Source organism: Streptomyces rectiviolaceus, assembly GCF_039533825.1.
Taxonomy (GTDB): Bacteria; Actinomycetota; Actinomycetes; order Streptomycetales; family Streptomycetaceae; genus Streptomyces; species Streptomyces rectiviolaceus.
Genome location: NZ_BAAAUG010000156.1, coordinates 38,574 through 51,984 on the forward strand (window position 1 = coordinate 38,574; position 13,411 = coordinate 51,984).

The 13,411-nt window shown below is 69.9% G+C and carries 11 protein-coding genes; 9 read left to right on the forward strand and 2 right to left on the reverse strand.

All coding sequences use genetic code 11. The features are described from left to right. Positions 1-56 precede the first annotated feature (56 nt). The 9 genes from ruvB to ABD378_RS35215 all read left to right on the forward strand — a co-directional run bounded on the left by ruvB (position 57) and on the right by ABD378_RS35215 (position 11,108). Positions 57-1,163, forward strand: a complete 1,107-nt coding sequence (gene ruvB / locus ABD378_RS35175) for a Holliday junction branch migration DNA helicase RuvB (RefSeq protein ID WP_344527841.1) — start codon at positions 57-59, stop codon at positions 1,161-1,163. A gap of 164 nt (positions 1,164-1,327) precedes the next feature. Beyond that, positions 1,328-1,798, forward strand: a complete 471-nt coding sequence (yajC, locus tag ABD378_RS35180; protein WP_344527843.1) for a preprotein translocase subunit YajC — start codon at positions 1,328-1,330, stop codon at positions 1,796-1,798. A gap of 170 nt (positions 1,799-1,968) precedes the next feature. After that, positions 1,969-3,750 carry a protein translocase subunit SecD gene (gene secD, locus ABD378_RS35185; RefSeq protein WP_344527845.1) on the forward strand — a complete coding sequence of 594 codons (1,782 nt, stop codon included), beginning with the start codon at positions 1,969-1,971 and terminating at the stop codon, positions 3,748-3,750. Between the two features lies 1 nt (position 3,751). After that, positions 3,752-4,879: a protein translocase subunit SecF gene (gene secF, locus ABD378_RS35190; RefSeq protein ID WP_344527848.1), complete on the forward strand. Its 1,128-nt coding sequence runs from the start codon at positions 3,752-3,754 to the stop codon at positions 4,877-4,879. Continuing rightward, positions 4,876-5,424, forward strand: a complete 549-nt coding sequence (locus ABD378_RS35195) for an adenine phosphoribosyltransferase (protein ID WP_344527850.1) — start codon at positions 4,876-4,878, stop codon at positions 5,422-5,424. The genes secF and ABD378_RS35195 overlap by 4 nt, the downstream gene beginning before the upstream one ends. 238 nt (positions 5,425-5,662) lie before the next feature. Continuing rightward, entirely contained in the window at positions 5,663-8,251 is a 2,589-nt protein-coding gene (locus ABD378_RS35200; RefSeq protein ID WP_344527852.1) for a RelA/SpoT family protein, read from the forward strand. Positions 8,252-8,285: 34 nt separating this feature from the next. Next, a complete protein-coding gene (locus ABD378_RS35205; protein WP_344527854.1) occupies positions 8,286-9,593 on the forward strand; it encodes a serine/threonine-protein kinase in 1,308 nt (435 codons plus the stop codon). After that, a complete protein-coding gene (locus ABD378_RS35210; RefSeq protein ID WP_344527856.1) occupies positions 9,590-9,982 on the forward strand; it encodes an effector-associated constant component EACC1 in 393 nt (130 codons plus the stop codon). Before ABD378_RS35205 ends, ABD378_RS35210 begins: the two co-directional genes overlap by 4 nt. Beyond that, complete coding sequence (locus ABD378_RS35215) at positions 9,966-11,108, forward strand: caspase, EACC1-associated type (protein ID WP_344527858.1); 1,143 nt, start codon at positions 9,966-9,968, stop codon at positions 11,106-11,108. Before ABD378_RS35210 ends, ABD378_RS35215 begins: the two co-directional genes overlap by 17 nt. 76 nt (positions 11,109-11,184) lie before the next feature. On the opposite strand, the gene ABD378_RS35220 is transcribed toward ABD378_RS35215, so the two are convergent. Then, positions 11,185-12,417, reverse strand: coding sequence for a DUF349 domain-containing protein (locus ABD378_RS35220; protein ID WP_344527860.1), 1,233 nt, complete (start codon positions 12,415-12,417; stop codon positions 11,185-11,187). Between the two features lie 134 nt (positions 12,418-12,551). Beyond that, entirely contained in the window at positions 12,552-13,373 is an 822-nt protein-coding gene (locus ABD378_RS35225; RefSeq protein ID WP_344527862.1) for a peptidylprolyl isomerase, read from the reverse strand. Between the last annotated feature and the right edge of the window lie 38 nt (positions 13,374-13,411).

Below are 13,411 nucleotides of genomic sequence, written 5' to 3' on the forward strand. Positions count from 1 at the left end.
CACCCGCTGGTATTCGCCACCCCCTGATCACCAGAACCACATCGCGAGGCGAGCTCATGAACTGGGACGAGACGACCGACGACACGACCGCCGCGGCGGGCGCGGCCGAGCGGCTCGTCGGACCCGCCGCGGAGCGGCTTGTGGACTCTGTCGCCGACGGCGAGGACCAGGCGGTCGAGGCCGCTCTTCGCCCCAAGGACCTAGGCGAGTTCATCGGCCAGGAGAAGGTCCGCGAGCAGCTCGACCTCGTCCTGCGCGCGGCCCGCGCGCGCGGCGCCACCGCCGACCACGTCCTGCTTTCCGGCGCTCCCGGCCTCGGCAAGACCACCCTCTCGATGATCATCGCGGCCGAGATGGGCGCCCCGATCCGCATCACCAGCGGCCCGGCCATCCAGCACGCGGGCGACCTCGCCGCGATCCTCTCCTCCCTCCAGGAGGGAGAGGTGCTCTTCCTCGACGAGATCCACCGGATGTCCCGGCCCGCCGAAGAGATGCTCTACATGGCGATGGAGGACTTCCGTGTCGACGTCATCGTCGGCAAGGGCCCCGGCGCCACCGCCATCCCGCTGGAACTGCCGCCCTTCACCCTGGTCGGCGCCACCACCCGCGCGGGCCTGCTGCCGCCGCCGCTGCGAGACCGCTTCGGCTTCACCGCGCACATGGAGTTCTACGAACCGGCCGAGCTGGAGCGCGTGATCCACCGCTCCGCACAGCTGCTCGACGTGGAGATCGACCCGGCGGGTGCCACCGAGATCGCCGGGCGCTCGCGCGGCACGCCCCGTATCGCCAACCGCCTGCTGCGCCGCGTGCGGGACTACGCCCAGGTCAAGGCCGACGGCGTGATCAACAGGGACATCGCGGGCGCGGCCCTCAAGGTCTATGAGGTGGACGCCCGCGGCCTGGACCGCCTCGACCGCGCCGTCCTGGAGGCCCTGCTCAAGCTCTTCGGCGGCGGCCCCGTCGGCCTGTCGACGCTCGCGGTCGCCGTGGGCGAGGAGCGCGAGACGGTCGAGGAGGTCGCCGAGCCCTTCCTGGTACGGGAGGGGCTGCTCGCGCGCACCCCCCGCGGCCGGGTCGGGACGCCCGCCGCATGGGCGCATCTCGGCCTTGTTCCGCCGCGGCAGGCGGGCGGAATCGGACAAGGGGACCTGTTCGGGGCGTGACGGCGCGCGTACTCGCACGGTCAGGAACTGCGGTGCCATGCTGAGCGTTGTTCCTTAGGTGCGGACTCGCTTAGACTCCGCCGATGCCGCCCTTGTGGGCGGCGTGCCCACCCCCGTCCATCAGGCCGCTTATCTGCGCGGTCATGCGAAGGAAACTCCGTCCCGTGAATATCGTGACCCTCCTCCCCTTCATCGTGCTCATCGGGGCCATGTTCCTGATGACGCGCTCCGCCAAGAAGAAGCAGCAGGCGGCCGCGCAGATGCGCAATGAGATGCAGCCCGGCACCGGCATCCGCACGATCGGGGGGATGTACGCCACCGTCAAGGAGGTTCACGACGACGCCGTCCTCCTTGAGGTGGCTCCTGGTGTGCACGCGTTCTACGCGAAGAACTCCGTGGGCGCCGTCCTGGACGACGACGAGTACAACCGCATCGTCCACGGCACGAGTGAAGACCTGAAGTCGGACAACCCTGTCGTCCCGGACGACGCCTCCTCCCTCACCGAGACCGACGAGCCCGCCGCCGACGCTTCCGACGACTCGCCCATCGACCTCGGCAAGAAGGACGCGGACAGCGCTCCCAAGGCCGACGACGCCGAGCCGAAGAAGACCGACGGCGAGTCCGACACGAAGTAGCCACCACCGGGGTCCGTGGGGCGCGCCGCTCGCGCTGCCACGGCCCCCGTAGTGCGTGGGTTTCGTGACGGGGCTCGACACCATTTCATGGCCGCCCAACCCGGGAACTCCCCGCTCAGCGATGGGGCAGTGCACCGGACGCCGGGCGGTTGGACAGGGAGAACGAGAAGGTGGCAGCACCCAAGAAGGGCCGAAGGCAGAGCGCCCCGGGCAAGCCGGGACGCTCTTTGGTCTTCATCCTGATCGCCCTCGTGGCGCTCACCGGGGGGATGTTCCTCTCCGGGAACACCACGCCTCGCCTCGGCATCGACCTCGCCGGCGGCACGAGCATCACGCTCCAGGCGAAGGACGAGCCGGGCCAGAAGAAGAGCGCGATCAACCCGACCAACATGAACACCGCGGTCAGCATCATCAACAACCGCGTCAATGGTCTGGGTGTGTCCGAGGCCGAGGTGCAGACCCAGGGCGAAGACAACATCATCGTCAACATCCCCAAGGGCACGAACGAGAAGCAGGCGCGCGAGCAGGTCGGCACGACCGCTCAGCTCTACTTCCGTCCCGTCCTGACGGTGGCCAGCGGTGAGCCCACCCCCGAGCCGTCCGCCTCGTCCGGCAAGGACAAGGAGAAGGACAAGGGCGCGGACCCGGACAAGGCGACCGAGAAGGGCGACGGCAAGGCGTCCTCGACCCCGACCGCCTCCGGCTCTCCCACCTCCCAGGGCCGCGCCGTCACCGACGGCCTGAAGGCCGACGCGACCCCGACTCCGAAGGCCTCGGACAAGGGCAGCGACAAGGACAAGGGCGCGCCGACCCCCACCCCGTCCGCAGACCCGGCCACCGCGGCGCTGCAGAAGAAGTTCACCGAACTCGACTGCACCGACAAGGCGGCCCGCGGCAAGGTCGGCGACGGCATCAAGCCGTCCGAGCAGACCGTGGCCTGCGGCAAGAACAACGCGGGGCAGTGGGAGAAGTACGTTCTCGGTCCTGCCGAGCTGAACGGCAAGGACGTCGACGACGCCAAGGCGACCATCAACCAGCAGAGTGGTGCCTGGGTCGTCAACATGGACTTCACGAGCGGTGGCTCGAAGAAGTTCTCCCAGACGACCAGCAAGCTCTCGCAGCAGCAGCCGCCGATGAACCAGTTCGCCATCGTCCTCGACGGCGAGGTCGCCTCGGCCCCCAGCGTCAACCAGACGCTGAGCGCGAACGCCGAGATCTCCGGCAGCTTCACCCAGGAGTCGGCCCAGGACCTCGCCAACATCCTGTCGTACGGCGCGCTGCCGCTGACCTTCCACGAGCAGAGCGTCACCACCGTCAGCCCGGCCCTCGGCGGCGAGCAGCTGCACGCCGGTCTGATCGCCGGAGCCATCGGCCTCGCGCTCGTCATCATCTACCTGGTGGTCTACTACCGCGGCCTCTCGCTGATCGCCATCGCGAGCCTCCTGGTCTCGGCAGCCCTGACGTACACCCTGATGACGCTGCTCGGCCCGGCCATCTCCTTCACCCTGAACCTGCCCGCGGTGTGTGGTGCGATCGTTGCGATCGGCATCACGGCGGACTCGTTCATCGTGTTCTTCGAACGTGTCAGGGACGAGATCAGAGAGGGACGCACGCTGCGTCCCGCGGTCGAGCGCGCCTGGCCGCGTGCCCGGCGCACCATCCTGGTCTCCGACTTCGTGTCGTTCCTCGCGGCCGCGGTGCTCTTCATCGTCACGGTCGGCAAGGTGCAGGGCTTCGCGTTCACGCTCGGCCTGACCACGCTGCTCGACGTCGTCGTGGTGTTCTTCTTCACCAAGCCGCTGATGACCCTGATGGCGCGCAAGAAGTTCTTCGCGAACGGCCACAAGTGGTCCGGCCTCGACCCGAAGCGGCTCGGCGCCAAGCCGCCGCTGCGACGCACCCGCCGTGCCACTGGTTCTGCCGCTGGCCCTGTCGACCCGAAGGAGGCGTGAGATGTCGAAGCTCGGCAGTCTCGGCGCCAGGCTCTACAACGGTGAGGTCGGCTACGACTTCGTCGGCAAGCGCAAGATCTGGTACGGCATCTCGATCCTGATCACCATCACGGCCATCGTCGGCCTGGCGGTGCGCGGCCTGAACATGGGCATCGAGTTCGAGGGCGGTGCCGTCTTCACCACCCCGAAGACCAGCGTCTCGGTCGCGCAGGCCGAAAGGTACGCGGAAGAGGCCTCCGGTCACGACGCGGTCGTCCAGGAGCTGGGTTCGGGCGGTCTGCGTATCCAGGTCGCCGGTGTGGACACCGCCAAGTCCGACCAGATCAAGGCGGATCTGGCCAAGGACATGGACCTCAAGGCCGACGCCATCAACGCCGACCTCGTGGGCCCCAGTTGGGGTGAGCAGATCAGCCAGAAGGCCTGGACGGGCCTGATCATCTTCATGGTCCTTGTGGTGATCTATCTGGCGATCGCCTTCGAGTGGCGCATGGCGCTCGCCGCGCTGATCGCCCTGATCCACGACATCACGATCACCGTCGGTGTGTACGCACTGGTGGGCTTCGAGGTCACACAGGGCACGATCATCGGTCTGCTGACGATCCTCGGTTATTCGCTCTACGACACCGTCGTGGTCTTCGACAGCTTGAAGGAGCAGTCGAAGGACCTCACCAAGCAGACGCGGTGGACCTACAGCGAGGTCGCCAACCGCAGCATCAACAGCACCCTGGTGCGTTCGATCAACACCACGGTCGTCGCGCTGCTGCCGGTCGCCGGACTGCTCTTCATCGGTGGCGGCTTCCTCGGCGCGGGCATGCTCAACGACATCTCGCTGTCGCTGTTCGTCGGCCTCGCGGCCGGTGCGTACTCCTCGATCTTCATCGCCACGCCGCTCGTCGCCGACCTCAAGGAGACCGAGCCGCAGATGAAGGCGCTCAAGAAGCGCGTCCTCGCCAAGCGTGCCGCTGCCGCGGCCAAGGGCGAGTCCGTGGAGAGCGCGGAGCAGGGCTACGACGACGAGCCGCAGGACGACCTGCCGGAGGACGCCGCCCCCGCGGGCGTCGTCGGCCCGCGCTCGCAGCCGGCCTCGCGGGGCCGGGGCCGCGGCCGTCCTTCGGGGAAGCGCCGATGACCGAGCTCGCCGGGACGACGGAGCTGCTGCTCAGCCGCATCCGGGACGTTCCCGATTACCCCGAGCCCGGGGTGATGTTCAAGGACATCACGCCGCTCCTCGCGGACCCGGAGGCCTTCGCCGCACTGACCGAGGCCCTCGCGGGCCTCGCGGTGCGGCACGGCGCCACGAAGATCGTCGGCCTGGAGGCCCGCGGCTTCATCCTGGGCGCCCCGGTCGCCCTGCGCGCGGGGCTCGGCTTCATCCCCGTACGGAAGGCGGGCAAGCTCCCCGGAGCGACGCTCAGCCAGTCGTACGACCTGGAGTACGGCAGCGCCGAGATCGAGGTGCACGCCGAGGACCTCGCCGCGGACGACCGCGTCATGGTCATCGACGACGTCCTTGCCACCGGCGGCACCGCCGAGGCGTCCCTGCGGCTCATCCGCCGTGCGGGCGCCCAGGTCGCCGGTGTGGCGGTCCTGATGGAGCTCGGCTTCCTCGGGGGCCGCGCCAAGCTGGAGACGGCTCTGGAAGGCGCCCCGCTGGCGGCCCTCCTCACCGTCTGAGGCGTCCTGAGGCGTCTGAGCAGCCACCACGCACACCCTGAGGCGGGCCCGGAGGAATCCGGCGCCCGCCTCAGATGTTCCTCCTGTAGAGACCCCGGGTTCGCGGTGTGGAGACCTCAGGCGTTTCTCCCGTAGAGAGCCGTCTCACGAGCTGAGGGCGAGCCGAAGGTCCAGGATCGATACCATGGGCTCTTCGGGGCCTGACCGGGGGACCCGGATCGCGCACAGGGAGCGCCTCTTGCCAGACGAGTCCAAGGCACTCACCGCCGCCAAGGCCGCAGAGCAGGCCCAGCGCGCGGCGGCGTCCGCCGCTGCGCAAGCGAAGAGCGCGACGCCCGCCAAGGGCGTGACGCCGGCGAAGCAGGAGAGCACGCCTCCCAGCACCAAGCCCGCACCGAGCACGCCCGCAGGTGACAGCGCCAAGGGCGACAAGCCGGCCGCCGATCCGTCGCGCCCCAAGCCCCCCACCGAGGCCCGTGCGGGCAGCACGACGCCCACTCCACGCCCCACCGCGGCCAAGAACGAGCGCTCCGGCTCCTCCAACCGCGTACGCGCCCGCCTGGCCCGCCTCGGCGTCCAGCGCTCCAATCCGTACAACCCGGTCCTGGAGCCGCTGCTGCGGATAGTGCGCAGCAACGACCCCAAGATCGAGACGGCCACGCTGCGCCAGATCGAGAAGGCCTACCAGGTCGCGGAGCGGTGGCACCGAGGCCAGAAGCGCAAGAGCGGCGATCCGTACATCACGCATCCGCTCGCCGTGACGACCATCCTCGCCGAGCTCGGCATGGATCCGGCCACCCTGATGGCGGGGCTCCTGCACGACACGGTCGAGGACACCGAGTACGGCCTGGACACCCTCAAGCGCGACTTCGGCGACCAGGTCGCCCTGCTCGTCGACGGCGTCACCAAGCTGGACAAGGTCAAGTTCGGCGAGGCCGCGCAGGCCGAGACCGTGCGCAAGATGGTCGTCGCCATGGCCAAGGACCCGCGCGTCCTGGTCATCAAGCTCGCCGACCGCCTGCACAACATGCGCACGATGCGCTATCTCAAGCGCGAGAAGCAGGAGAAGAAGGCCCGCGAGACCCTCGAGATCTACGCGCCCCTGGCCCACCGCCTGGGCATGAACACGATCAAGTGGGAGCTGGAGGACCTCGCCTTCGCGATCCTCTACCCCAAGATGTACGACGAGATCGTGCGCCTGGTCGCCGAGCGCGCCCCCAAGCGCGACGAGTACCTCGCCATAGTGACCGACGAGGTCCAGGCCGACCTGCGCGCGGCCCGCATCAAGGCCACGGTCACCGGACGCCCGAAGCACTACTACAGCGTCTACCAGAAGATGATCGTCCGCGGCCGTGACTTCGCGGAGATCTACGACCTGGTGGGCATCCGCGTCCTCGTCGACACGGTCCGCGACTGCTATGCCGCCCTCGGCACGGTCCACGCGCGATGGAATCCGGTCCCCGGCCGGTTCAAGGACTACATCGCGATGCCGAAGTTCAACATGTACCAGTCGCTGCACACGACAGTGATCGGCCCCAGCGGCAAGCCCGTCGAGCTCCAGATCCGTACGTTCGACATGCACCGCCGTGCCGAGTACGGCATCGCCGCCCACTGGAAGTACAAGCAGGAGCCGTCCGCCGGCGCCTCCAAGGTGCGTACGGACGTACCGAGGAAGACCGGTGGCAAGGACGACCACCTCAACGACATGGCGTGGCTGCGCCAGCTCCTGGACTGGCAGAAGGAGACCGAGGACCCCAGCGAGTTCCTCGAGTCGCTGCGCTTCGACCTGTCGCGCAACGAAGTCTTCGTGTTCACGCCGAAGGGCGACGTCATAGCGCTCCCGGCGGGCGCGACCCCGGTCGACTTCTCGTACGCGGTGCACACCGAGGTCGGCCATCGCACCATAGGAGCGCGGGTCAACGGACGGCTCGTGCCGCTCGAATCGACCCTGGACAACGGCGATCTGGTGGAGGTCTTCACCTCCAAGGCGGCCGGCGCGGGCCCGTCCCGCGACTGGCTCGGCTTCGTCAAGTCACCTCGGGCGCGCAACAAGATCCGCGCGTGGTTCTCCAAGGAGCGCCGCGACGAGGCCATCGAGCAGGGCAAGGACTCCATCGCGCGCGCCATGCGCAAGCAGAACCTGCCGATCCAGCGGATCCTCACGGGCGACTCGCTCGTCACGCTGGCGCACGAGATGCGCTACCCCGACATCTCGTCCCTCTACGCGGCGATCGGCGAGGGCCACGTCACCGCGCAGTCCGTCGTGCAGAAGCTCGTCCAGGCGCTCGGCGGTGAGGAGGCCGCCAACGAGGACATCGCCGAGAGCACGCCGCCCTCACGAGGCCGCAGCAAGCGCCGCGCCAACGCCGACCCCGGTGTCGTCGTCAAGGGCGTCGAGGATGTCTGGGTCAAGCTGGCCCGCTGCTGTACGCCCGTGCCCGGGGATCCGATCATCGGCTTCGTCACGCGCGGCAGCGGCGTATCGGTTCACCGCAGTGACTGCGTGAACGTCGACTCGCTCTCCCGCGAGCCCGAGCGCATCCTCGAGGTCGAGTGGGCGCCCACCCAGTCCTCGGTCTTCCTGGTGGCCATCCAGGTCGAGGCACTCGACCGCTCGCGCCTGCTCTCGGACGTCACGCGCATCCTCTCGGACCAGCACGTGAACATCCTGTCCGCGGCCGTCCAGACCTCCCGCGACCGGGTCGCCACCTCGCGCTTCACCTTCGAGATGGGCGACCCCAAGCACCTGGGCCATGTGCTCAAGGCGGTCAGGGGAGTAGAAGGTGTGTACGACGTCTACAGGGTGACGTCGGCGCGCAGGCCCTGAGCGGGGCCCGCGGAGTCCAAGGGGGGAGAGGGCGATGGACGACGGTGCGGGGGCGGCGGGGTTATTCGTGGCCGGGCGCTACCGGCTGCTCAAGCCGCTCGGGCGCGGCGGCATGGGCGTGGTCCACGAGGCCGAGGACACCCGGCTCGGCCGGCGGGTGGCCGTGAAGCTGCTGACCGCCGTGGAGGGCCTCGCCGAGGATGACGAGGCCCGTGACCGGTTCCTGCGCGAGGCGCAGGCCCTGGCGCGGATCCACCACCCCGGCGTGGTCACCCTGCTCGACGTAGGGGTGGCCGACGGCACGCCGTACCTCGTGATGCAGGTGCTCGACGGCCTGAGCCTCGCCGAGCTCGTGACGCGGACCGGGCCGCTGCCCACGGCCGTCGTCGCGCGGGTGGCGCTCGACGTGGTCCGCGGGCTCACCGCGGCCCACGAGGCCGGAGTACTGCACCGTGACGTCAAGCCGTCGAACATCGGGATCAACCGGGACGGGCGCGCCGTACTGCACGACTTCGGCCTGGCCCGGCTTGCCGGGGAGAGGGCGATCACCAGAACCGGGGAGCTCGTCGGAACCCCCCAGTTCATGGCCCCCGAGACCATCCGGGGCGCGGCACCGGGACCGTCCGCCGACCTGTACGGCCTCGGCGCCTGTATGTACCTCATGCTCACCGGCGAGCTGCCGTTCGGCACCCACACGGTGGACTTCGGCGCCATCGTGGAGAGCGCGCTCGGCGACGGCATCCCCCGCCTGAGCGGCCGTGGCCTGACCCGCCCCGACGGCCTGCTCGACCTGGTCGACCGGCTCTGCGCACAGGACCCCGCGGACCGGCCCCAGCGCGCGGACTCCGCGGAAGCGCTGCTCGCGCAGGGCGCTGAGGACGGCAGGGACGCCCTGGCCGCGCTCGTGGCGGACCAGTTGAGGGACGACGCGGTGCGTGGCCTGGCCGCATCGGCGCAGGACGCCGAGGGGCTCCCCGAGTACGACTGGGACGAAGCCGTCCCGGAGGCCAGGGCCGAGGAGGCCGACCCGCTGCGGCCACCGACGCTCAGCGACGCGACCCGCCGCATCGTGCTCAGCAGCATGACCCCGCAGAGCGCCCTGTCCCGCCAGCGCGAGGCGGTCAACCTCGTGCTGCGCGGTCAACTGCAGGAGGCCGCACAGATGCTGGCGGCGGTGGTGCCCGTCTGCCTCTCCTCGCTCGGCCCGGCACACCCGACCACGCTCACCAGCCAGTACTGGCACGCCGTCTGCCTGGCGAGGCTGGGCGCCGGTGACAAGGCCGTGGAGCTCCTGGCCAGAGTGAACCGTCACGTGGACCAGAGAAGGGGGAGCGGGCAGTGACCGACCTGATGGTGGCGGTGTCGGGGGACGAGGCCGACACCGAGGAGGAACTACGCTCCCTGGCCCGCTGGTTGCACGAGGACGAGTCCCTCGCCGGACAGCTCCGCGGCCGCGTCGGGGCGGCCACGCCCGCCCCCGCCGATCACATGGGAACAGGGTTCGACGTTCTCCAACTGGCCCTCGGCAGCACGCTGTCCACCGCCGCCCTCGTCGTCTCCGTACTCCAGTGGCAGCTCTCGCGCCGCCGGGCCCCGGCCCTCGTCCTGAGCCGGGGCGACGTACGCGTGGAGCTCACCCAGGAAGCGGCGCGCGACGAGCAGACCCTGCGGCGCGTCATGGAGGTACTGGAGCGGGCCGAGGGAGGCACGGCCGATGACGGCTCTTCCTGACCCGGGCCGCTCCCGGGCCGTCCTCATAGGCACCGCGTCCTACCGGCACCTGCCCCAACTCCCCGCCGTCGAGGCCAATGTGGTGGACCTGGCGGCCGAGCTGTGCGACTCCACCGTCTGGGGCCTCCCCGTCCAGCACTGCGCCGTGGTGACCGACCCGCAGAGCGCTCCCGCGATGCTCGACCCGGTGCACCAGGCGGGCGACGAGGCCACGGACACCCTGATCGTGTACTACGCGGGACACGGCATGCGGGACTCCGAGTCCGCGGATCTGTACCTCGCCCTCGGCGACTCCCGCGACACCATGGGCTACACCGCGGTCGCCTACCAGCACCTGCGCTCCGCCCTGCGCGCGTCCCGCGCCCGGCGCAAGATCGTCGTTCTCGACTGCTGCTTCAGCGGCCGCGCCGCGCGCACCCTCGCGGGCGGCGACGTACTCGCCGCACAGGCCGCCGTGGACGGGGCGTACGTCCTCACCGCCTCGCCCCGCGACCGCCTGGCCCTCGCACCGGACGGCGAGCGCTATACGGCGTTCACCGGAGAGCTGCTCACCGTGCTGCGCGGCGGAGTCCCCGGCGGCCCCGAGCTGATCGACCTCGAAACGCTCTACCGCGTCCTGGAGGAGCGGCTGCGCGCCAAGAACAGACCCCTGCCGCAGCGCTCACAGGAGAACGGCGTCGGCCGCCTCTCCTTCGCCCGCAACAAGGCCCGTGCCGGCCGCACCGCGCCGGCAGGCCCGGTGCTCGCCACGGACGTACGGGCGGCCGTGGTCGCCACCGGGCTGAACGTCGCCCGGCTGCTGCGGGCCGAGGGCAACACCAGGGACGCCCTGCCCGTCCTGCGCCTCGCGCTCCAGGAGCAGGTCAGCGGCGGCCAGGGCGAACTGCTCGCCGTACAGCTGGAGTTGTCGGAGCTGCTCGCCGGGACGGGGCAGATCCGCGAGGCCATCGAGGTGCTGGAGCTGGCGTTCCAACAAGTGCACAAGGTGTACGGGCCCGAGGCCGTCCTGGTCTGCCGCAGGCTCGCCGACCTGCTCCAGGAGTCCGGCAACCACATCCAGGCCTGCGAGGTCCTCAAGCACGCGCTGGACATCGCCGAGTACGGGGGCGCACGCACCACGGCGTAGACCCGCTGGACAGCGAACGGCCCGGCCGGTGGGCAATGCCACCTGCCGGGCCGTTCGATGTCCGGTCGCCCGTGCCTCAGCCGCCGAACTCGTGCAGACCCTTCAGCGCCTGGTCGAGCAGTGCCTGACGGCCGTCGAGCTCCCTCTGGAGCTTGTCCGCCTTGGCGTTGTTGCCCGCCGCGCGCGCCTTCTCGATCTGCTCGACGAGCTTGTCGACGGCGGCCTGCAGCTGACCGGTCAGACCCTCGGCACGCGCCCGCGCCTCAGGGTTCGTACGGCGCCACTCGGCCTCTTCGGTGTCCTGCAGGGCGCGCTCCACCGCGTGCATCCGGGCCTCGACCTTCGGCCGCGCGTCACGCGGGACGTGGCCGATGGCCTCCCAGCGCTCGTTGAGCGTACGGAAGGCCGCGCGAGCCGACTTGAGGTCCTTCACCGGGACGAGCTTCTCGGCCTCCTCGGCCAGCTCCTCCTTCAGCTTCAGGTTCTCCGTCTGCTCGGCGTCCCGCTCCGCGAAGACCGCGCTGCGCGCCGCGAAGAACACGTCCTGGGCGCCGCGGAAGCGGTTCCACAGGTCGTCCTCGTGCTCGCGCTGGGCGCGGCCCGCGGCCTTCCACTCGGTCATCAGGTCGCGGTACCGCGCGGCCGTCGGACCCCAGTCCGTCGAACCGGAGAGGGCCTCGGCCTCGCCGACCAGCTTCTCCTTGGTCTTGCGGGCCTCTTCGCGCTGGGCGTCCAGCGAGGCGAAGTGGGCCTTGCGCCGCTTGGAGAACGCCGAGCGGGCATGCGAGAAGCGGTGCCACAGCTCGTCGTCCGACTTGCGGTCCAGGCGCGGCAGACCCTTCCAGGTGTCCACCAGGGCGCGCAGCCGCTCGCCCGCCGCCCGCCACTGCTCGCTCTGCGCGAGCTCCTCGGCCTCGACGACCAGCGCCTCCTTGGCGTGCCTCGCCTCGTCCGACTGCTTGGCCTTTTGGACCTTGCGCTCTTCACGGCGCGCGTCGACGGTCTCGACGAGCTTGTCCAGGCGCGTGCTCAGGGCGTCCAGATCGCCGACCGCGTGTGCATCGACCACCTGCTGGCGCAGGTGGTCGATGGCGGTCATGGCGTCCTTGGCCGACAGGTCGGTCGTCTTCACCCGGCGCTCGAGAAGTCCGATCTCGACGACCAGACCGTCATACTTGCGCTCGAAGTAGGCAAGGGCCTCATCAGGAGATCCCGCTTTCCACGAACCGACTTCGCGCTCACTGCCGTCGGCCTTGCGCACGTACACGGTCCCCGTCTCGTCGACGCGGCCCCACGGGTCGCTGCTCACAGCGCCTCCTCCACATGATGCCTGCGCAGGGCCTCGGGGCCCCCGGCATCGTCCACAGTTTCGTCACCGCCAACATAGGCGACCGGCGGGGCGGCTGTCCGCATCCCGCGCGTCCGAAGTTTGCCCGCCGGCGGTCAGGATTTCGACACGGTCGCCTTGTCGATGACGACCGTCGCGTTCGGGGCGCCCTCGCCCTGCCCGGTGCTCTCACCGGCGTCGGCAATCTTCTTGAGCACCTTCATCCCGGAATCGGAAATGGTCCCGAACGGTGTGTAGTCGGGTGGCAGCTGACTGTCCTGGTAGACGAGGAAGAACTGGCTGCCACCGGTGTCCCGGCCCTTCTTCTCCTCGGCGTTGTACTGATTGGCCATCGCGACCGTGCCCGCCGGATACACGTTCCCCTTCAGACGCTTGTCCTTGAGGTTCTCGTCCGGGATCGAGTAGCCGGGGCCGCCCTTCCCGGTGCCCTTCGGGTCGCCGCACTGCAGGACGTAGATGCCGCCCGAGACGAGCCGGTGGCACCTGGTGTGGTCGAGATAGCCCTTGTTCACCAGGAAGTTGAAAGAGTTGACCGTGTGCGGGGCCTTCGCCGCCGAGAGGTCGAGGTCGATGTCGCCGCACGTGGTGCTCAGCTTCATCGCGTAATCCGCCGACTTGTCGATCGTCAGCGCCGGTTCCTTCTTGAAGCTGAGCGGCTTCACCTTGCCGCTCGCGGGCTTCTCGCAGGGGTCCGGCTTGGTGGTGGGGCTCGCGTTCGCGCCGTCCTTCGGGTTGCCGTCGTCGTCGAAGGCACCCGCCGCGTACGACACCGCGCCACCGGCCACGACCACCGCGAGCGCCGAGGCGATCACCGCGTTGCGCATCCGCGCCCTGCGCCGCGCGGCCTCCCGGCGCTGCTGCTGCCGCAAGAACTTCTCCCGGGCGAGCTGACGCCGCCGCTGATCGTTGCTGACCACCGGGTTCTCTCTCCTCTGCGTGGATGACCGCTTCTGTG